General features: G+C 41.2%; 15 protein-coding genes, 2 tRNA genes and 2 pseudogenes. 5 read left to right on the top strand and 14 right to left on the bottom strand.

Features of this window, described 5'->3' with window-relative positions; translation table 11 throughout:
- Window positions 1-11 precede the first annotated feature (11 nt).
- The 12 genes and pseudogenes from PHG87_05155 to PHG87_05100 all read right to left on the bottom strand — a co-directional run bounded on the left by PHG87_05155 (window position 12) and on the right by PHG87_05100 (window position 6,881).
- Window positions 12-245, bottom strand: coding sequence for an NIL domain-containing protein (locus tag PHG87_05155; protein MDD5477565.1), 234 nt, complete (start codon window positions 243-245; stop codon window positions 12-14).
- Window positions 246-274: 29 nt separating this feature from the next.
- A tRNA-Ser gene (locus tag PHG87_05150) sits at window positions 275-363 on the bottom strand.
- A gap of 13 nt (window positions 364-376) precedes the next feature.
- Complete coding sequence (gene tadA / locus PHG87_05145; protein ID MDD5477564.1) at window positions 377-811, bottom strand: tRNA adenosine(34) deaminase TadA; 435 nt, start codon at window positions 809-811, stop codon at window positions 377-379.
- A gap of 31 nt (window positions 812-842) precedes the next feature.
- A tRNA-Arg gene (locus tag PHG87_05140) sits at window positions 843-916 on the bottom strand.
- 48 nt (window positions 917-964) lie between these two features.
- Entirely contained in the window at window positions 965-2,974 is a 2,010-nt protein-coding gene (gene glgP, locus PHG87_05135) for an alpha-glucan family phosphorylase (protein ID MDD5477563.1), read from the bottom strand.
- A gap of 5 nt (window positions 2,975-2,979) precedes the next feature.
- Window positions 2,980-3,225: a DNA mismatch repair protein MutS gene (locus PHG87_05130; GenBank protein MDD5477562.1), complete on the bottom strand. Its 246-nt coding sequence runs from the start codon at window positions 3,223-3,225 to the stop codon at window positions 2,980-2,982.
- A gap of 323 nt (window positions 3,226-3,548) precedes the next feature.
- Window positions 3,549-3,800, bottom strand: a pseudogene (locus PHG87_05125) (RNA-binding protein).
- A gap of 14 nt (window positions 3,801-3,814) precedes the next feature.
- A complete protein-coding gene (locus PHG87_05120) occupies window positions 3,815-4,330 on the bottom strand; it encodes a PilZ domain-containing protein (protein MDD5477561.1) in 516 nt (171 codons plus the stop codon).
- Between the two features lie 9 nt (window positions 4,331-4,339).
- Window positions 4,340-5,224: a hypothetical protein gene (locus tag PHG87_05115; GenBank protein ID MDD5477560.1), complete on the bottom strand. Its 885-nt coding sequence runs from the start codon at window positions 5,222-5,224 to the stop codon at window positions 4,340-4,342.
- A complete protein-coding gene (locus PHG87_05110) occupies window positions 5,217-5,732 on the bottom strand; it encodes a hypothetical protein (GenBank protein MDD5477559.1) in 516 nt (171 codons plus the stop codon). Before PHG87_05110 ends, PHG87_05115 begins: the two co-directional genes overlap by 8 nt.
- 19 nt (window positions 5,733-5,751) lie before the next feature.
- Window positions 5,752-6,141: a prepilin-type N-terminal cleavage/methylation domain-containing protein gene (locus PHG87_05105; protein ID MDD5477558.1), complete on the bottom strand. Its 390-nt coding sequence runs from the start codon at window positions 6,139-6,141 to the stop codon at window positions 5,752-5,754.
- Window positions 6,142-6,233: 92 nt separating this feature from the next.
- Complete coding sequence (locus tag PHG87_05100) at window positions 6,234-6,881, bottom strand: sulfite exporter TauE/SafE family protein (GenBank protein ID MDD5477557.1); 648 nt, start codon at window positions 6,879-6,881, stop codon at window positions 6,234-6,236.
- 37 nt (window positions 6,882-6,918) lie between these two features.
- Between PHG87_05100 and PHG87_05095 the strand changes: the two genes are divergently transcribed.
- The gene (locus PHG87_05095) at window positions 6,919-9,024 is read left to right on the top strand and encodes a hypothetical protein (GenBank protein ID MDD5477556.1); all 2,106 of its coding nucleotides are present in this window, start codon (window positions 6,919-6,921) and stop codon (window positions 9,022-9,024) included.
- On the opposite strand, the pseudogene amrS reads toward PHG87_05095, so the two are convergent.
- Together amrS and PHG87_05085 are read right to left on the bottom strand one after the other, a co-directional pair.
- Window positions 9,021-10,058 (bottom strand): annotated as a pseudogene (amrS, locus tag PHG87_05090) (AmmeMemoRadiSam system radical SAM enzyme). The gene PHG87_05095 and the pseudogene amrS overlap by 4 nt on opposite strands.
- 85 nt (window positions 10,059-10,143) lie before the next feature.
- Entirely contained in the window at window positions 10,144-10,635 is a 492-nt protein-coding gene (locus PHG87_05085) for a response regulator transcription factor (GenBank protein MDD5477555.1), read from the bottom strand.
- 161 nt (window positions 10,636-10,796) lie between these two features.
- Here PHG87_05085 and PHG87_05080 point away from each other — a divergent pair, with 161 nt between their 5' ends.
- The 4 genes from PHG87_05080 (at window position 10,797) to PHG87_05065 (ending at window position 16,030) form a co-directional block, all read left to right on the top strand.
- Window positions 10,797-12,104 (top strand): outer membrane protein transport protein, encoded by a 1,308-nt coding sequence (locus PHG87_05080; GenBank protein ID MDD5477554.1) that lies wholly within the window; start codon window positions 10,797-10,799, stop codon window positions 12,102-12,104.
- A 17-nt stretch (window positions 12,105-12,121) separates the two neighbouring features.
- The gene (locus PHG87_05075) at window positions 12,122-13,441 is read left to right on the top strand and encodes a radical SAM protein (GenBank protein MDD5477553.1); all 1,320 of its coding nucleotides are present in this window, start codon (window positions 12,122-12,124) and stop codon (window positions 13,439-13,441) included.
- Window positions 13,422-15,599 (top strand): ATP-binding protein, encoded by a 2,178-nt coding sequence (locus PHG87_05070; protein MDD5477552.1) that lies wholly within the window; start codon window positions 13,422-13,424, stop codon window positions 15,597-15,599. The genes PHG87_05075 and PHG87_05070 overlap by 20 nt, the downstream gene beginning before the upstream one ends.
- Before the next feature lie 62 nt (window positions 15,600-15,661).
- Window positions 15,662-16,030: a response regulator gene (locus tag PHG87_05065; GenBank protein ID MDD5477551.1), complete on the top strand. Its 369-nt coding sequence runs from the start codon at window positions 15,662-15,664 to the stop codon at window positions 16,028-16,030.
- Window positions 16,031-16,079 lie beyond the last annotated feature (49 nt).

The raw sequence follows: 16,079 nt of genomic DNA, 5'->3' as shown, positions 1-16,079 counted from the left end.
GGGGAAAAATATTATTTTTTATTTATTTGGATCTGCTGTACTTTCACGCCTTTTTCTGACAGGTAGGTAAAGACCGTTTTAATTTCTTCCTCAAGCCCCTCTATCTGCAGGATCGCCCATCCGGCATCCATGGAAAAAGACGCCTCAATAATGTTTAAGTTAACATTGTACTTTTTACAAATATAACAAAGTATGCTTTCATCCTGCAGTGAGCCTGGAAAAGTCAATCCGATTGACATAATCATAGTTTATTCTCCTTGTTGCAAAATTTTAACGGAGAGACTGGGATTCGAACCCAGGGACCCGATTACTCAGGTCGAATCATTAGCAGTGATTCGCTTTCGACCACTCAGCCATCTCTCCAAAAATTTTCTAGCTATTGCTTGCGTTTCTTTTTAAAAAAATCCTTTAAAATACTACTGCATTCTTCCTGCAAAATTCCACCGGTAACTTTAATCCGGTGATTTAATTTTTTATGGTTTACAATATTGATTATCGAACCGCAGGCGCCGGTTTTGGGGTCGCTTGAGCCAAAATACAGGTTTTTTATCCGCGCCAGGACCAATGCCCCCGCGCACATACTGCACGGCTCAATTGTAACATAGAGGCTGGCCTGGTTCAACCACTTTGTCCCAAGATAACTGGCGGCGCTGGTTATGGCAATTATTTCGGCATGCGCTGTGGGGTCTTTCAGGCGCTCAATCTGATTATGGCCGCGGGCAATAATTTTATCCTTGTGGACGATTACCGCTCCGACCGGAACTTCATCTTCGCAAAAAGCCTTCTCTGCTTCTTTTAAAGCTTCTTGCATATAGATAATCTGTTTTTTGATCACGATTTAGTGCGCCCAGCTGGGGTCGAACCAGCAACAACCAGCTCCGTAGGCTGGTGCTCTATCCAGTTGAGCTATGGGCGCAAAGTTTTAGTTATCTTATCATATTCCGGAAATAAATCTATACGGATTTTAAGCAATTTTCCAAATAAGGTGTTTATATTGATCGAGCATGCGATAGGTATTAAACTGCGCGGCGGTAGAGATACATTCGATCATCATGTCTATCCATTTGGAAGAAATATCAACTTTGCCTTTGCGGTTAGCCTTATAATAAAGGCCGACCATCCCTTCTAAGGCCTGATACAATTCTTCGGAATCATCATCCATGTGCAGATCAAATTCATTGCCAACGCTGCCTTCGCTATTCTTATACCCGAAGAATGCGCCGATTTTTCTGTCGGTTGCTTCAGCCACCCAGCCGTCAACCGTGCTCATCTGCAGGACGGCATTTAAAATCGCCTTCATCCCGCTTGTCCCGGAAGCCTCAAAAGGCGGCAGAGGGTTATTCAACCAGGCATCGACGCTGGAAGTAAGCATCCGGGCAAGGGAAATATCATAATTCTCCAGCACGATTATTTTTAATTTGTCATAATTTACATTTAGCTTGTCCACCTTATCCAGCATTTCATTAATATAAGTAAAACCCAGGTTATCGCTGGGATGGGCCTTGCCGGCCAGAATAATCTGTAAAGGGCCGATTTCCTCGGCGATACGCACCAGCCTGTTGACATCGTGCAAAATAAGGCTGGGCCTCTTATAGGCGGCGATCCTCCTTGCCCAGCAGATCGTAAATAAATCTTTCTTCAGCGACCACTTACCCAGGAATTTACAGAAATCGCCTTTATTCGACTGATGCGCTTCCCAAAGCTGGGCGCGAAAATCAGGATTGTTTTTAAGCTCCGCAGCCCGGGATAGGATCATCGGATTATTCTTAAAATCAGGGAAAGCCGCGGGGAACTTTTCAAAAAGTTCCTGGAACTTCTGCGACATCCAGGTGCAGTGATGCACGCCGTTAGTAATATACTGTATGCGCTCCTTATATTGGGGAAACTGGATATGCATTACTTCTTGATGGCTATGGGAAACCGCGTTAATCGCCGAAGATATATTCATTGAAAGCAGAGTAAGATTGGCTAATCCCGAATGTTCCTTACCGTATTTTTCGATAACCTCCGTATCTTCTTTTTTAAGCACCTTATCTAAATCGTCAAAAGAAAACTTATCATGGCCGGCTTCAACCGGAGTATGACAGGTATAAACAAAATTGTTTTTAAGCTTATCCACCGCATCACTTTTTAAACCCCGCGCCTTGGCAACAAAAGCAAATACGGCATGCCCTTCGTTGAGATGATAGGTATTGATCTGATATCCCAATTCATTTAACGCGCTCACTCCGCCAAACCCCAGCATCACCCTCTGCAATAACTTCAAAAACACATTATCACTGCGGTAAAGCTGGTCGGTCAACTCTTTGGCGGATGCGCTATTGCCTTCGATATTCGAATCCAATAATATCAAGGGCACAACAGCATCATGCTTATGGCTATAAACATAATATTTCCAAAGCCGAAGATAAACATCCTCGGACTTAAGGGAAATTTTTATTTTATTCTTTAAGGGGATAAGGCCCGGATAAGTGCGCGGATCCCAGCGCATTTTCTCGGGAGCCTGGCCGTATTTAAACCAAAACTTCTGCCTGAAATAACCCGAACTCCAAAGTATCCCAATGGCGGCTACCGGAAGCTTATAATCAGCCATGGTTTTGACCGTGTCCCCGGCTAAAATCCCCAGGCCGCCGCTGTAAATAGGCAAGTCGATGATATTATCCTGGTGCAAGGCAAAGAAATAATCCGCCACGCGAAAATTAGAAAAAACCGCGTTTTCCGGAACTTTATTTCCGGGATTTAAAGGAAGCTGGCTGGATAATTTATTATAACAGCTGGTGGCCAGGCCATATTCCATCGAAAAATAGGCAATGCCCCGCTGACCGGAAGAACGCAGGCGCTTTTCCGCCTCAGCAATACTCTTTAAGGGCATGCCAAAATAGTCGCCATCTTTTATATCTTGAGCATAATGGCCGTCAGGATCATCAACCTGGACTAATGAATGGAATTCTTCAAGTAGTTTATTTTTTTCCATAATCTTTACTTCCACCTAAAATGCAGATAAACCCTCCCCCAGCCTTTATCGGTTTTCTCCAATCTTGAATAAAGCTGGCGGATCTCTTTTTTATTTAAAAAATTAAGGATGCGTTTTTTTACACTATCCGAAGCAGTACCGTAAGCAATCTCAACTATGCTGGCCCGGCCATCCACCGCCTCCTGCAAAATCTTAGACATCTTCTCTTCCATATCCGGGACCGACGGAAAAAGATTAAGTTTTAATTTCATTTCTTATGGCTGATTGGGCTGCGGCGTTTTTTAAAATTTGATTGCTGACGAGCGTCACTACTCTTTCGCCAAGGCTTAGCGCCGCCTCGGCTTTTCTCCCAAGGCTTAGGCTCACCTTCAGGTTTGGCAAAACGTGCTTGCGGCCTTGGCTTCTTGCGCCAACGCAGAGGATTAGGTTTATATTTACGCTCACCAACCGGAGCGCTAATCCCGGCGTCTAAGCGCTGTTTCATATAACTAATTGTGCGCCGGCCTTCTCTATATTTTCCTGTCCGCTTAAAATCCGGGCGCGGCGTAACTTTTTTAGCTGAAATCTGGCCTTTTGGCTTCTTGGGCTTGGCCACAGAAAACATGACATTAACCGGCCGGCCCAATATCTCTTTGCCCTGCAATTGAGCAATCGCGGCAAGCGCCTCCTGCTCATTAACCATTTCAACAAACCCGAACCCCCGCGACTTCTTGCCTTTTTTCTCCATTACGATTGCCACGGAAGAAACCGTGCCAAAAACCGCAAAAGCTTTATGCACATCCGCTTCTTTGGCTTCAAAAGATAAATTACCTACGAATATGTTCATTAGTTCCTTAAATCCTACCAGTAAAGCCTTTTAAATCGTTCTGAATATCGTTTCACCCACTTACGCGATGCTTCGGCAAGAGAAATCTCTTTGCCCGACTGCAAAATAAGCAAATCCCGGTATTCCGAAATAAGATAAATCTGCTCAATCATTTTTGCCTTAAAAGCTTCATGGAACCTGAAAAAACTTACCGCGATATCATAAAGTTTGGTCTCCGGATTATTAACGCAGCGGACAACTTTTGCCTTAATATTAAACATCTTATCCTCAAAAGGCATTTTTATCGCAATCATAGAATTGGGCTGGACAGAACGTTTTCCCGGGAACAACAATCCTCCTACGCTTATATTGCTTGTTTGAGCCTGCATATCCTCCCGGCTCTTGCCTAATCCCGGGCTGATAACCTTGTAAGTAAGAGGCAAAGACAATGGATGGCGGATAAAATGACGGCGTTCTATTATTTGTAAATAATCAGGGGCCTTTACGCCGCTGATCCGATTATTTTTATATTTTTGTTTTACCTTTTTCATCGATGAAGCTTATTGTTCTCGCCAGGCAACTATCTGCTTGTTTAAAAACTGCACATTAGCCAATGCATTCTCTATCTCAGGAAGTTCAAAGTTCAGCGTAACATGCCCTGATACTGTAGTATCTGCTGTCGCGGAACTCTCTGCAATAACGCTGCCGCTAGTCGTCACGGTGCCAGTCATAGTTAATGTCCCTATAACATAAATTATGCCGTTAAAAACCACTGTGCCGGATATATGCACATCACCATTGATAACCAAAATACCGCTTCCAGTAAGATTTCCGGATATACTCAGGCTATTCCCCGAAGCCACATCTACCCAAGTTATGCCATCAACAGGCGCATTAAAATTACTATTGGTATAAAGATGAGTGGCATCGGCTTTCATGGTTGCTTTCGAAACGCCAAACATATTGGTAAAATTAATAGTATTATCATTTTGTTTTGGAGTGCCATTTATAGTCACGCTTCCTTTGGTAACCAAATCAGTAGTCGTATCTACCGCATATGGGAACTTTGAAGAATCGGCCCCGGCTGTTTTTACGGTGGCAGTCAGGGTCCTGCTTACACTAGAACCACTCGGTAAGGTTACAGTACCTGTAGAATTTATAATCCAATATACATTACCGGTATTCGGTACAACCTGAGGCGGAGGCACATTGTAAAAATTAGAGGATCCAAAAGGGAGATGTTCACTTACCGCGCTAAGCCCCGGATTGGCTTTGACGGTAGCAATCCCCGCTTCAGCCAGCCAAAAAGCGCGCATAGAGTTTACGTATTGGTTAACCTGCAGGTTTTCGTTTATACTGCTAAGATATAATGATCCGAGCAGAATAGATAAAACCATAGTTACCAAAAGAGAATAAACCAAAACTACGCTTCGGTTATTAACCATTTCTTATTTGCACCTCTTCAGTCAAGCTATAGGTGCCTCCGGATATAGTAATAACTAATTGCTTACTGGTGAGCAAATCGCTATTGTTCAACGGGACAATCGCCCCTAAAGAATTTACCGTAAAGAAAGGCGCGGCGACTATGTCATTTAAAGTCCATAACCCTAAAGTACCATTGCTTAAGTCGCTTTTTCTGCGGATGATTGTATGATTAACGGCATTATACGTATATTCTATATAATAATCACTTAATGAAAAGGTATTATTGGCGGTATCCCACCCGGTAACTTGCCTGAATTTAATATAACTTGGAGTGGGGCTATTATTGGCGATATCCCAGCTAACCGTCTGGCGGGTATCCTTGATTATCCAGCCAATTGTCCGCCTTACCTCCGACTGGAGATTGCCTCTTGCCGAGCTTAAGGTAAAAGAATGCTGCACTGCGTTTTCAGCGTAAAAGAATACCCCGATAATCGCGCCTAAAATAAGGGCGACAAAGAGCGTTTCCATCAGGGTAAAGCCCCTTATTTTATTGCGCGAAACGCGTAGTAATCGAGAGGGTTCTGGCAGCATTTCTTTCATTCCAGGTAATGTCTACGGTTATTGTATCCAGATTTGCAGTATATACAGGACCGGGGAAAGTAACTGTCTCTCCCAATAAATTATTGAATTTCGTAGGAGAAAAACCTGAAATATAGGTTGAGATATTGCTGAAACTTTGCGCTTTTATCTGCTCCAGCACATACTGCGCGTCATTGGCTGCGGTGACCAGGTTCCTGCTGGATTCATTCAGAAACATAGAGCCAATAGTCGAGGACAGGGCGGCGATAATCGTAACCAATAAAATCGAAACACCGAACATCAACTCAATTAATGAAAAACCTCGGCACCTTAATTTTATTATTTTTTTCCTTGCCATCCTTACCTCTTTAACCCGGCTGATTTTTCCCCAGATCTCGTCGCTACAACATATTACAATGTTCTTGCTTTATTGTCAATCCCTAAGATTTGCTACCGCATGAACCTCTGAAAAATGATTCCTGCCCCCAAATATATCAGGATAAAACTAGAGACAATCCGGATTAATGCCCTGATCTTATTATTGCTTGAAAAATTACCGAAAAGCTTGCCCGATAAGCCGACCAATAAGATCGCCGGAGAAATGCTGGTCCCCAGCCCAAAGATAAAAGCGTAAAACAATCCTTCAAGCGGCGAGTGAGCAATAATAATGATATAATTTAAGATACCCAGAAGCGGAAGGCACGGAGAAAAACCCGCTAAAAAACCCAAAATGCCCGCGTTCCTTAAGTTCCCTTTAGAGAGAAACGCGCAATACTTACTGCTTAACGGTTCTTTGGAAATAATTGTCAAAACCCCGATGAGTAAAACAAAAAAACCTAAAGTTATGTTTACGATATTAAGGTAGCCCGCGAAAAAACCGCTTTTTAATATGCCGGAGAATACACCGCATAAAGCTCCGATAACCATATAGCTAACCAGTTTAGCCGAAGAAAAAGACAGGTAGGAAACCAGCGCCCCCTTTAGCGACGGTTTATAAGCCGCGGTAAAACCGATTAAGATCGGCGCGCAGAAACCTAAACAAGGGCCCGAACCGAGGATCAAGCCGCTTAAAAATAAATAATATAGACTTTCGTTCATCTTGGGTTTAATATAATAACAAAAGGAAAGATTGTCCATGATTATCTTTATAGCATTAGGGATAATTGCCGCGATATTTCAGCTGGTCATCTTGCGTGAATTCAGCTTCTCCATCGCCAAAAATGAGCTGGCCTTTGTGGTCGCTGTGGGTTTCTGGATTATTTTTTGCTCCTTAGGCAGTATCCTCAAAACTTCTAAAAGACTGCGCACAACACTACTCTGTATTTTAGCCTCTCTATCTTTTTCTTTCTCCGTATGCCTGATCCATCTGGCAAAATCACTGGCAGGATTAAAATATTACGAAGCCGCGGGCCTGGGCCTGGTATTATTTTTAAGTATTATTTTGATCGGGCCAACTGCTTTTACCATCGGCCTTGCCTTCAGGCATTTTGTGCAAGAATACATTAGAGAAAATCAGCCGCAAAAAGATATTTACGCTAAGTTCTTTGCCTTTGAGGCAATAGGTTTTTTCTTGGGGGGCATGGCTTTTACTTTTTGCTTTATCGATTATACAAATCCGCTGATTTTCGCGTTATCACCGTTGATTTTGTTGCCGGCCATTAAAAATCACTATAAAAAAATCCTTCCGGCTTGCCTCATCATTATCATAACTATAATCTCTGCAGTAAGTTTTAACTCTATTCTTAAGAAAGAATTCGCTAACGCTGATATCCTGGTAAATCTTGGCTCTAGCTATGGCCCGATTATTGCCACTTGCAAAGCAGGAGCAACCACCTTGTTTTCCGGAGGATCTTCTTTAGCTACAAGCGAAGATAGATCCGCCAATGAAGAATTTATCCATATGAGTTTGTCCGCAACCAGCCCCCTCGTTAATAAAGATGTCCTCTTTGTCGGCGCGGCCATCTCCGGACAGGTTGAAGAAATAGCTAAGTATAAATTAAACTCGCTGGATTGCCTGCAGATAAACCCCCTGATCTCAAAACTTGCCAAAAATAAATTGCCTGCCGGGCTAAAAAGTAAAGTTAATTTTATTACTGATGATCCCCGCCTATACCTTAAGAACACAAACAGGCAATATGACGCTATTTTAATGAATATGCCCGCGCCGGTTAACCTGGCCTTAAACCGCTATTTTACCGAAGAATTTTTTAAACTTATTCCCGGGCGCTTGAAACCAAAAGGCATATTTGCATTTACCATCCCTTCTAAAAGAGAAATATTAAGCCCGCAATTTGCCAGGTTTGACTCCAGCATAATAAATGCCATAGACAGGGTATTTACGAATACCTTCATTATCCCTTCTGATTCCATGATTGTAATCGCCTCCGATAAGCTAAAAATTAATGCTGACGATCTGCTGAACAATTTTACCAAGGTAAACCCCCGGACTAAGTTTTTCACAATCTATCATTTTAAGGACTATCTTGACCCTGCGATGCGCAGTTATACGGAAAGTATGCTGGATAGAAATGTCCCGGCAAATACCGACCTTAACCCGTCAGGTTTCCTTAATTATCTTATCCTGGAACAAATTAAGTTTTATCCTAACCTCAAAATAGATTTCAATAAAATGCGCTCAAGCATAGCCGCGGCTCTTTTGCTTTTGGCAGCACTGATAATAATTTTCGGCTATCTTTTTAAAAAAATTTCCTGCCTCTTAAATACCGGGATGATCGGCTTTACTTCGATCAGCTTTAGTTCGATAATTTTTGTGTTATTCCAACTTTATTGCGGGGCTTTGTTTTGGAAGTTAGGCTTATTAATCGCCTTGTTTATGGCCGGGCTTAGCATCGGGACATTTCTCTTAAATACCATCAAAACCTATCGGGCCAACCTGCTCTCCGGGCTTTACCTCTTCTGGATGATCTCGATCTTTATTTTATTTTGGAACCTGAAAATAATCACAAAGGTTGGTTACGCCGAGTTTATCTTCTATTTCTATTCCTTGATCTGCGGGTTCCTTACCGGCAGCTCCTATCCGCTCCTGGCGCAAAACCTGCTTAAAAATAAATTCGACAACAAAAATTTAGCTATGACTATCTATTCAGCGGATTTAATCGGGGCATTCCTGGGGACAATGGTAAGCGGGATACTGCTTATACCATTTCTGGGGACACCGTATAGCCTTTTAACTTTAATCTTGCTCAACGCGATCTTTGCCCTGAAAAACCTGCGCAACTAATCCCATACGCCGGAGATCTTAGCGCCGCAGAATTTGCACTTACCTTTAATAACATTATTCTCCAATATGGTATAGCCTGCGCGCTTAATCAGAAATTTGGCGCATACGGGACAAATTGTATCCTCTCCTAAATTTTCCGGGACATTGCCGATGTACACATAGCGCAGCCCTGTTTTATAGGCGATCTCTTTTGCGCGGATTAATGTTTTAAGCGGCGTAGGAGATAAATCCGCCAGCTTATACATCGGGAAGAACCTGGAAAAATGCACCGGGGTATCCGGGCCAAGGTTATCTTTTACCCACAAACAAAGATTGCCGATATCTTCGTCGGAATCATTGGCGGAAGGGATAATGAGATTGGTTACCTCCACCCAGACTTTTTCCTCTTTTAATACCTTAAGAGAATTAAGGACGCTGGTTAAGTTGCCTTCGCAAAAAGAAGAATAATATTTATCGCTAAAACCTTTCAGGTCGATATTTGCGGCGGTTAAGTATTTAGACAGCTGGCGCAGGGGCTCCTCATTAACAAAACCTGCCGAATGCATAACGCAGGCAATGCCCTCCTTTTTGGCCAATTTGGCGATATCAAGCATATATTCATAGAAGATCGCCGGCTCAGTGTAAGTAAAAGCTATCGTCTTTGCGCCGCTCTGCTTGGCCTCCCTTACGATATCCTGCGGCGAAATATAAGCCACTTTTACTGTTTCAGGATCCAGTTGGGAAATTTCCCAGTTCTGGCAAAACTTGCATCTTAAATTGCATCCGGCGGTAGCAATGGAAAAAGATTTTGTCCCCGGGTAAACATGAAAAAGCGGCTTCTTCTCTACCGGGTCGATATGTATGGCCACGGGCTAGCCGTAAGTTAAGGCATAGAGCTTGCCTTTGATATTCTTTCTTGCGCGGCAAAAACCCCGCTGGCCCAAAGGTATCAAACATCGCCTGGGGCATAAAAAACACTGCACCTTGCCTTCGCCCGCCTCCTGCCAATATAATGCTTCTTTTAATTCTCTCGGGGCAACTTTATCTTTAGCCAAGGATCCTGATAAATTAGAGATGCATCCTCGCGCAAGAAAAAATCCGGCGATTATAAGCGTGGTAAAAATTATTGCCGAGAATATTTTAATTTTCGCTGGCATTGCTCTTATCCTTTATAAGCTTCTTAATTGCCGCTAACAAAACATCCATATCCACGGGTTTTACAAAATATTTCTCTATCCCCAGGCTATAAGCCTTCTTTTTATCGGCATCTTTATTCAAACCGCTTACTACGATAATCGGCGTGTTTAACCCCAGGGGTTCTTTATTCAGCATCTCGCAAACATCCAGCCCCCCGTATTCCGGCATCAGCAGATCTAATATTATCAGATCCGGGATAAAACTATGGAGTTTAGAGATGACCCCTTTGGCATCCGATAACGCAACCACCTGATAGCCCTCACTTTCCAGGCGGTGCGCCAATAAATCAACGGTGCCGCTCTCATCATCAATAATCATAATTTTATTCTTTCCCATCCCCCTCTCCTCCACGCTAACATTGCCGCTATCTTTGGCCGTCTCTTTAAAATTACGCCCGGCCTTAATTTGAATAAATAATACCACCTTGGCATACAAAAGTCAATTCCTAACTTTCCTAAGTCTCCTGTTTTCTAATAGTTAAATAAAAAACCGTGGACAAACCCGAGAAATCCATTATAATGATTTTGTAAGTTTTGCTAAAAATAAATCCCGCAACTTTAATAATGGCATAATGTTCCATACTCAAAACTAAAAGGATGAACGGAAAAACGAAAAAGATAGTAATTATTTTTTCGCTTGGGTTAACATTATCCTTCCCTCTAAAGAATGCCTACTCTGCCGGTTCAGGAGCCTATCGTCTTGAAGTCCCGGACGCTGAAGCCTTAGGAAAAGGCTCTGCTTTTGTGGCCCAGGCAGATAATCCCTCGGCTATTTACTATAATCCCGCCGGACTTACCCAGTTAAAAGGAAAAACATATGTTTCTGTGGGCGCTTCTGTAGTCCAGCCATTTTGTACTTATGAAGATACCGCCGGAAACCAAACAGACAGGCGCAGGCAGATATTTACGATCCCTAGTGGTTTTATCGTAAGCGACTTTGGCCTGGAAAAATTTTCCTTTGGCTTGGGCGCAACTTCTTACTGGGGTCTGGGAACCTTTTGGGCGGAAGATAGTTTCTCAAAATACGTGGCTACGAAAAGCGATGTAATTACGCAGGACGTTATGCTTACTGCGGCATATGAGATAAATGACAATATTTCTGTAGGCGTAGGCCTGGATTATACAAAAGCCCTGGCAAATAAAAAAAAGAAGCTTCTCCAGGCGGGCGGAGCCGACGGAGATTTCCAGCTAAAAGGAAGAGATAATAATGCCTGGGGTTATCGGTTATCTGCGCTATATAAGCTTAATAAAAACCATTCTTTTGGGCTGATGTACCGCAGCGCTGTAGATTTAACGTATAAAGGCAAGGTCTATCTTAATGATCTGAATAGTTCCGGCTCTAACTATCAAGGCATCTTCGGGGGGAGCTCTTACGAAACCGACATGTCCACAAAGTCAAGATTACCGCAGAGCATATTATTCGGTTATTGTTTTAAGCCGGACGACAAATGGCGGTTTGAGGCAGACATGGAATGGATGGATTGGTCTTCAGTAGATAAAGAGCAGATCGATTACCCGTCGGAAACAAATGTTGCGCGGCTGGCTGTTTTGAATGCCGGCAACCCTGTCCAAAGGGACTGGCGGGCTGTTTTATCGTACGCTTTCGGGACAGAATATAAGGTTAATGAAAGCTGGAAATTAAGAGCAGGATATTTTTTCCATAAAACACCCATACCCGAGGGAACTTTTGATACCGCTTTACCGGATTCTACCTCAAATTCCCTGACTTTGGGAACAGGGTATCAGATTAATAAAAATTTAGGCCTTGATTTTGCGTATGCGGCGATGTTTTACAATCCAAGAAAAATCAATAATGCCGTAGGCTCATCCAGCGGCACCAGTATTAACGGAAGGTATAAATCCTTTATTAATGTTTATATATTAACCTTGACTTTTAAACTTTAAAAAGAAATGCGCTTAAAGTGAATGACCTTACCATAGAAAAAAGAAAATCTACAAGATACAATTCCGTATTACCGGTAAGAATTGCTTCGGAAGTTTCTGGAGAAACTATTAACCTAAACGAAACAGGCATAAGTTTCTTATCAGAAAAACCTTTACTACTATCAAAGATGGGAATTAGAATAGAATTTCCTTTTGGCGATATAATAGATATAGAAATAAATACTATTTGGGATAAGCGTAAAGAAAACAGATTCATTTATGGTGCTTGTTTTACAAAGTTAGATGAAAAAACATCAGAAATCTTACAGAAGGCCTTATTAGAAATTAAAGTTAACGCAATCTGCCAACCTTTCGACACTTCATCCATACCTCTTTCCTCAAAGCTAATAGAAGACTTACATCCCCGCGCTTTGTCAGTTGATATTACAAATACGTGCAATTTAAGATGCAAACACTGCTTTTGGGATTCATATGACGAACAGTTACCGACAACGGTAAACACAAACATCTTAGATTCGGTTAAAAATGTCCTTAACAAATACCCCGGCATTACAAACATAACATGGTTTGGAGGGGAACCTTTTGCCAAAGAAGAAATAATTGAATTATTAAAACGGGGAGTTAACTTTAAAAAAAACAACTTAGTTATAACTAACGGCACGTTTCCGATCCCAGTTCTTGGCAATAACGTCCAAGTTGCCATATCTGTGGATGGCACTAAAGAAATAAATGATAAACTAAGAGGCGCAGGAGTATATGATAAAATTAAGAAAAATGCATTTTCTGCGACAGAGAAAAGAATATCAACAGCTATTATATATTGCTTGAATGCTATAAATACCGGTTGTATTTCAGAATTTTTGGAAGAATGGAGCAAAACAAAAATTGACGGCGTAGTCTTTACAATGTATACCCCTATCAAAGGAAAATCTTCCTATCTTATTTTGAACGATGAGCAAAGAGAAAAAACAGTATCTTTATTATTAGGTTTAAAGAAAAAATATGGAAACTTTATTTGTAATAGCAAACTTATGATAGAATTGTTGCGAACAAAATACGGAGAAGAGCTGGCTGAAAATTGCCCAATGAATGTTTTTAACAAAACCCGGAAAACATATTGCCTGCATATGCGTAACGACGGGAATATACGCACACCCTGCGCAATAGGTAATAATTCTTCGCATTTATATTGCAGATCCGTTACAAAAGTAGCGCTATATGCAGGATTGGTGCTCAAAGATAAAGAATCGTTTTTGTCTCTAATTAGAATGTATCTTTCGACTATGCATACCAAAAAATTAACGGTGAGAACCCTTGATGCTAAAAGAGATGTTTAACCCGCAGAATTACTTTTGGAATCCTTATGCGATACCTGTTTTTCTCAGTGGTGTAATATCCATTTTCTTGGGGTTATTTGTCGGCTTAAAAAACAAGGTACGCTTAAATATATCTTTTTCAATATGGATAATTCTGGCAAATTTTTGGCTGTTTGGCAATGGCCTTACGTATATGTCAAAATATGATTGGATAGTAATAGAGTTGTATAATAAATTTGAATTCCTGGGCGTGTGTTTTATTTCAATCGCTAATTATTGGCTTAGTTTATGCCATGACAAAGAATTACTCAATAAACAAAGAAAATATGTAATCCTTGGCGCTATAATCAGTTTGATATTTTATTTAACTAATTTAAAATACAATTATATTTTATCGGGAGTTCACCATTATTTCTGGGGACGCTATTTTAAAAATGGTATTGGTGGAAATATATTTATAATTTATTGGATTATTCCCCTTATTGCAACTTTAATAAACTATATTAATCTTTATAAAAAAGCGGCTGGACTGAAAAAGAGGCAATATAAAATAGTCCTCATTGCGACACTTGTTGCTTATCTGGGGGCAACAGATTGGCTGCCTTGCTATGGATTAGAGATATACCCCTTTGGCTTTATTCCAGTACTTATTTTTTCTTTTTTGATGAGTTATGCAATTATCCGTTATCACCTTATGGACATAAGAATTGTCTTTACCCGCGCAGGCATATTTCTTGCGGTCTACACTATTGTTCTAGGCATACCGTTTATCGTGCTTAAGCGCACGGGTTCGGGATTACTCGCCACTTCCCTTGCGGTTATTTTCGCAACAATAGGACCGCTGGTCTACCGTTTCCTGCAGATGAAAGCCGAATCGGCTATTTTAGCTCAACAACGCCGTTATCAAAGGATACTTTTGCGGGCCGCGGTTGGCATGGTTACCGAACATGACCTAAAAAAATTATCAAGACTTATTGTTTATATCTTAAAAAATACAATCCGGATTAATTTCTCCGCGATCTTTATTAAAGATAAGAAAAACAATTTGTATCAACTAAAATCAATACGCGGAGAATCTAATATCGGAGAATGCGTTAAAAGTTTTGATATAGATGATCCTTTTATCCGTTATCTAAAGGAAAACCGCGGAAACTTTTTCTTTGAAAATGCTCCCGAACAAATAAAAAATTCTTCAAATATACTTTCTAAAACCAAAATAGTTATCCCCGTGTTAATCGGGGAAGAGCTTTTTGGTTTTGTATTTCTGGGTGAGAAAACAAACACCCATCCTTATTCTAATGAAGATATTAATGTTTTTAAAATTCTTTCGCGGCAGGTAGCGCTGGCAATTGAAAATTGCATATTCTTCGAAGAATCAAAAGACTCGCAGCAAAGGATGTTCGCCGCCGAAAAGCTTGCTTCAATCGGAGGCATGGCTGACGGCATTGCCCACCAGATCAAAAACAGGCTTAACCTGTTTTCCTTGACAGGCGGGGAATTAAAAATTGAGGTAAGAAACTTTATAGAAAAAAACGATAAGCTGGTTAACCACAACCCGGAACTAAATAAAACATTTAAATACCTGAATGAGATAGCCGCTACCATCCTGGATAACGTAAAAAGGACTGACGCTATTATCAAAGGGATCCTTGACTTTGCCAAAGTAGAAAATAAAGAAAATCTCTTCACCGTCTTTTCCCTGAAAGAAGCCGTAAAGCTTTCCTCTGACCTATTAATGTTTAAACACGAAACCGCCTCCCTCCCCCTTACTGTAAAAATTGATAATGAAGAGGCAATATACGGAATCAAGTCGCAATTAACCGAAGTCATTTATAATCTGCTGGACAACGCCTATGAAGCCATCGAAGAAAGAAAAATGCAGATTGGCGCAAAAAAAGAGCCGGGATCCTTTGTCCCGGCCATAGGATTAAGCTTAACGCATACGCAAGGCCAACAAATAATAAAAATATCGGATAACGGCATAGGCATAAAAGCAGAGGATAAACCTAAGATATTTGCCCCTTTCTTTACCACCAAAACTTCCTATAAATCCGGCTCAGGCATAGGAGTATATGTGGTAAAGAGGATTATAGAAGAAAACCACAGAGGCAAAATCCGGTTTACTTCAAACTATATGGAAGGGACTTCTTTTATTATAGAATTACCAAAAAAACAATAGGTGAGACACCCCGCGCTTAGCGGAATTGCGCGGGTGTTGTCTTCGTAGACCAGGAGGTAGATATGAATGTCCTCGTAGTCGATAATGAAATTGAGGTTGTTAATTTCTTTAGTATTTTTCTTAAACGGCTTGGCCTAAACGTAGAAAAGGCAACTTGCGGCCAAGAAGCGCTTGAGTTATTTAACCGTCATAAACCTGAATGGGTTTTTCTGGATATTAAAATGCCGGATATAAACGGGCTTGACCTCTTGAGGAAGATGAAAGAAATAAATATCGGCATAAAAGCCATAATGATCAGCGGAAGAGATGATAACTCAAACCAGAACGAAGCGCGGGCGCTGGGGGCAAGCGATTACCTTATTAAACCTATAGATTTAGACGAAATGGATAGAATAATTAAAAAATATATCCCGGGACAAGAACAGAACTAACCGGCGTCAATACAACAAAATATGATGCTTTTCACTTGGATGGGCAAAT

Source organism: Candidatus Omnitrophota bacterium, assembly GCA_028716245.1.
GTDB lineage: Bacteria > Omnitrophota > Gorgyraeia > Gygaellales > Profunditerraquicolaceae > UBA6249.
The sequence above is the reverse complement of the archived record's forward strand: the minus strand, read 5'-3'. Positions and strand labels throughout refer to the sequence as shown.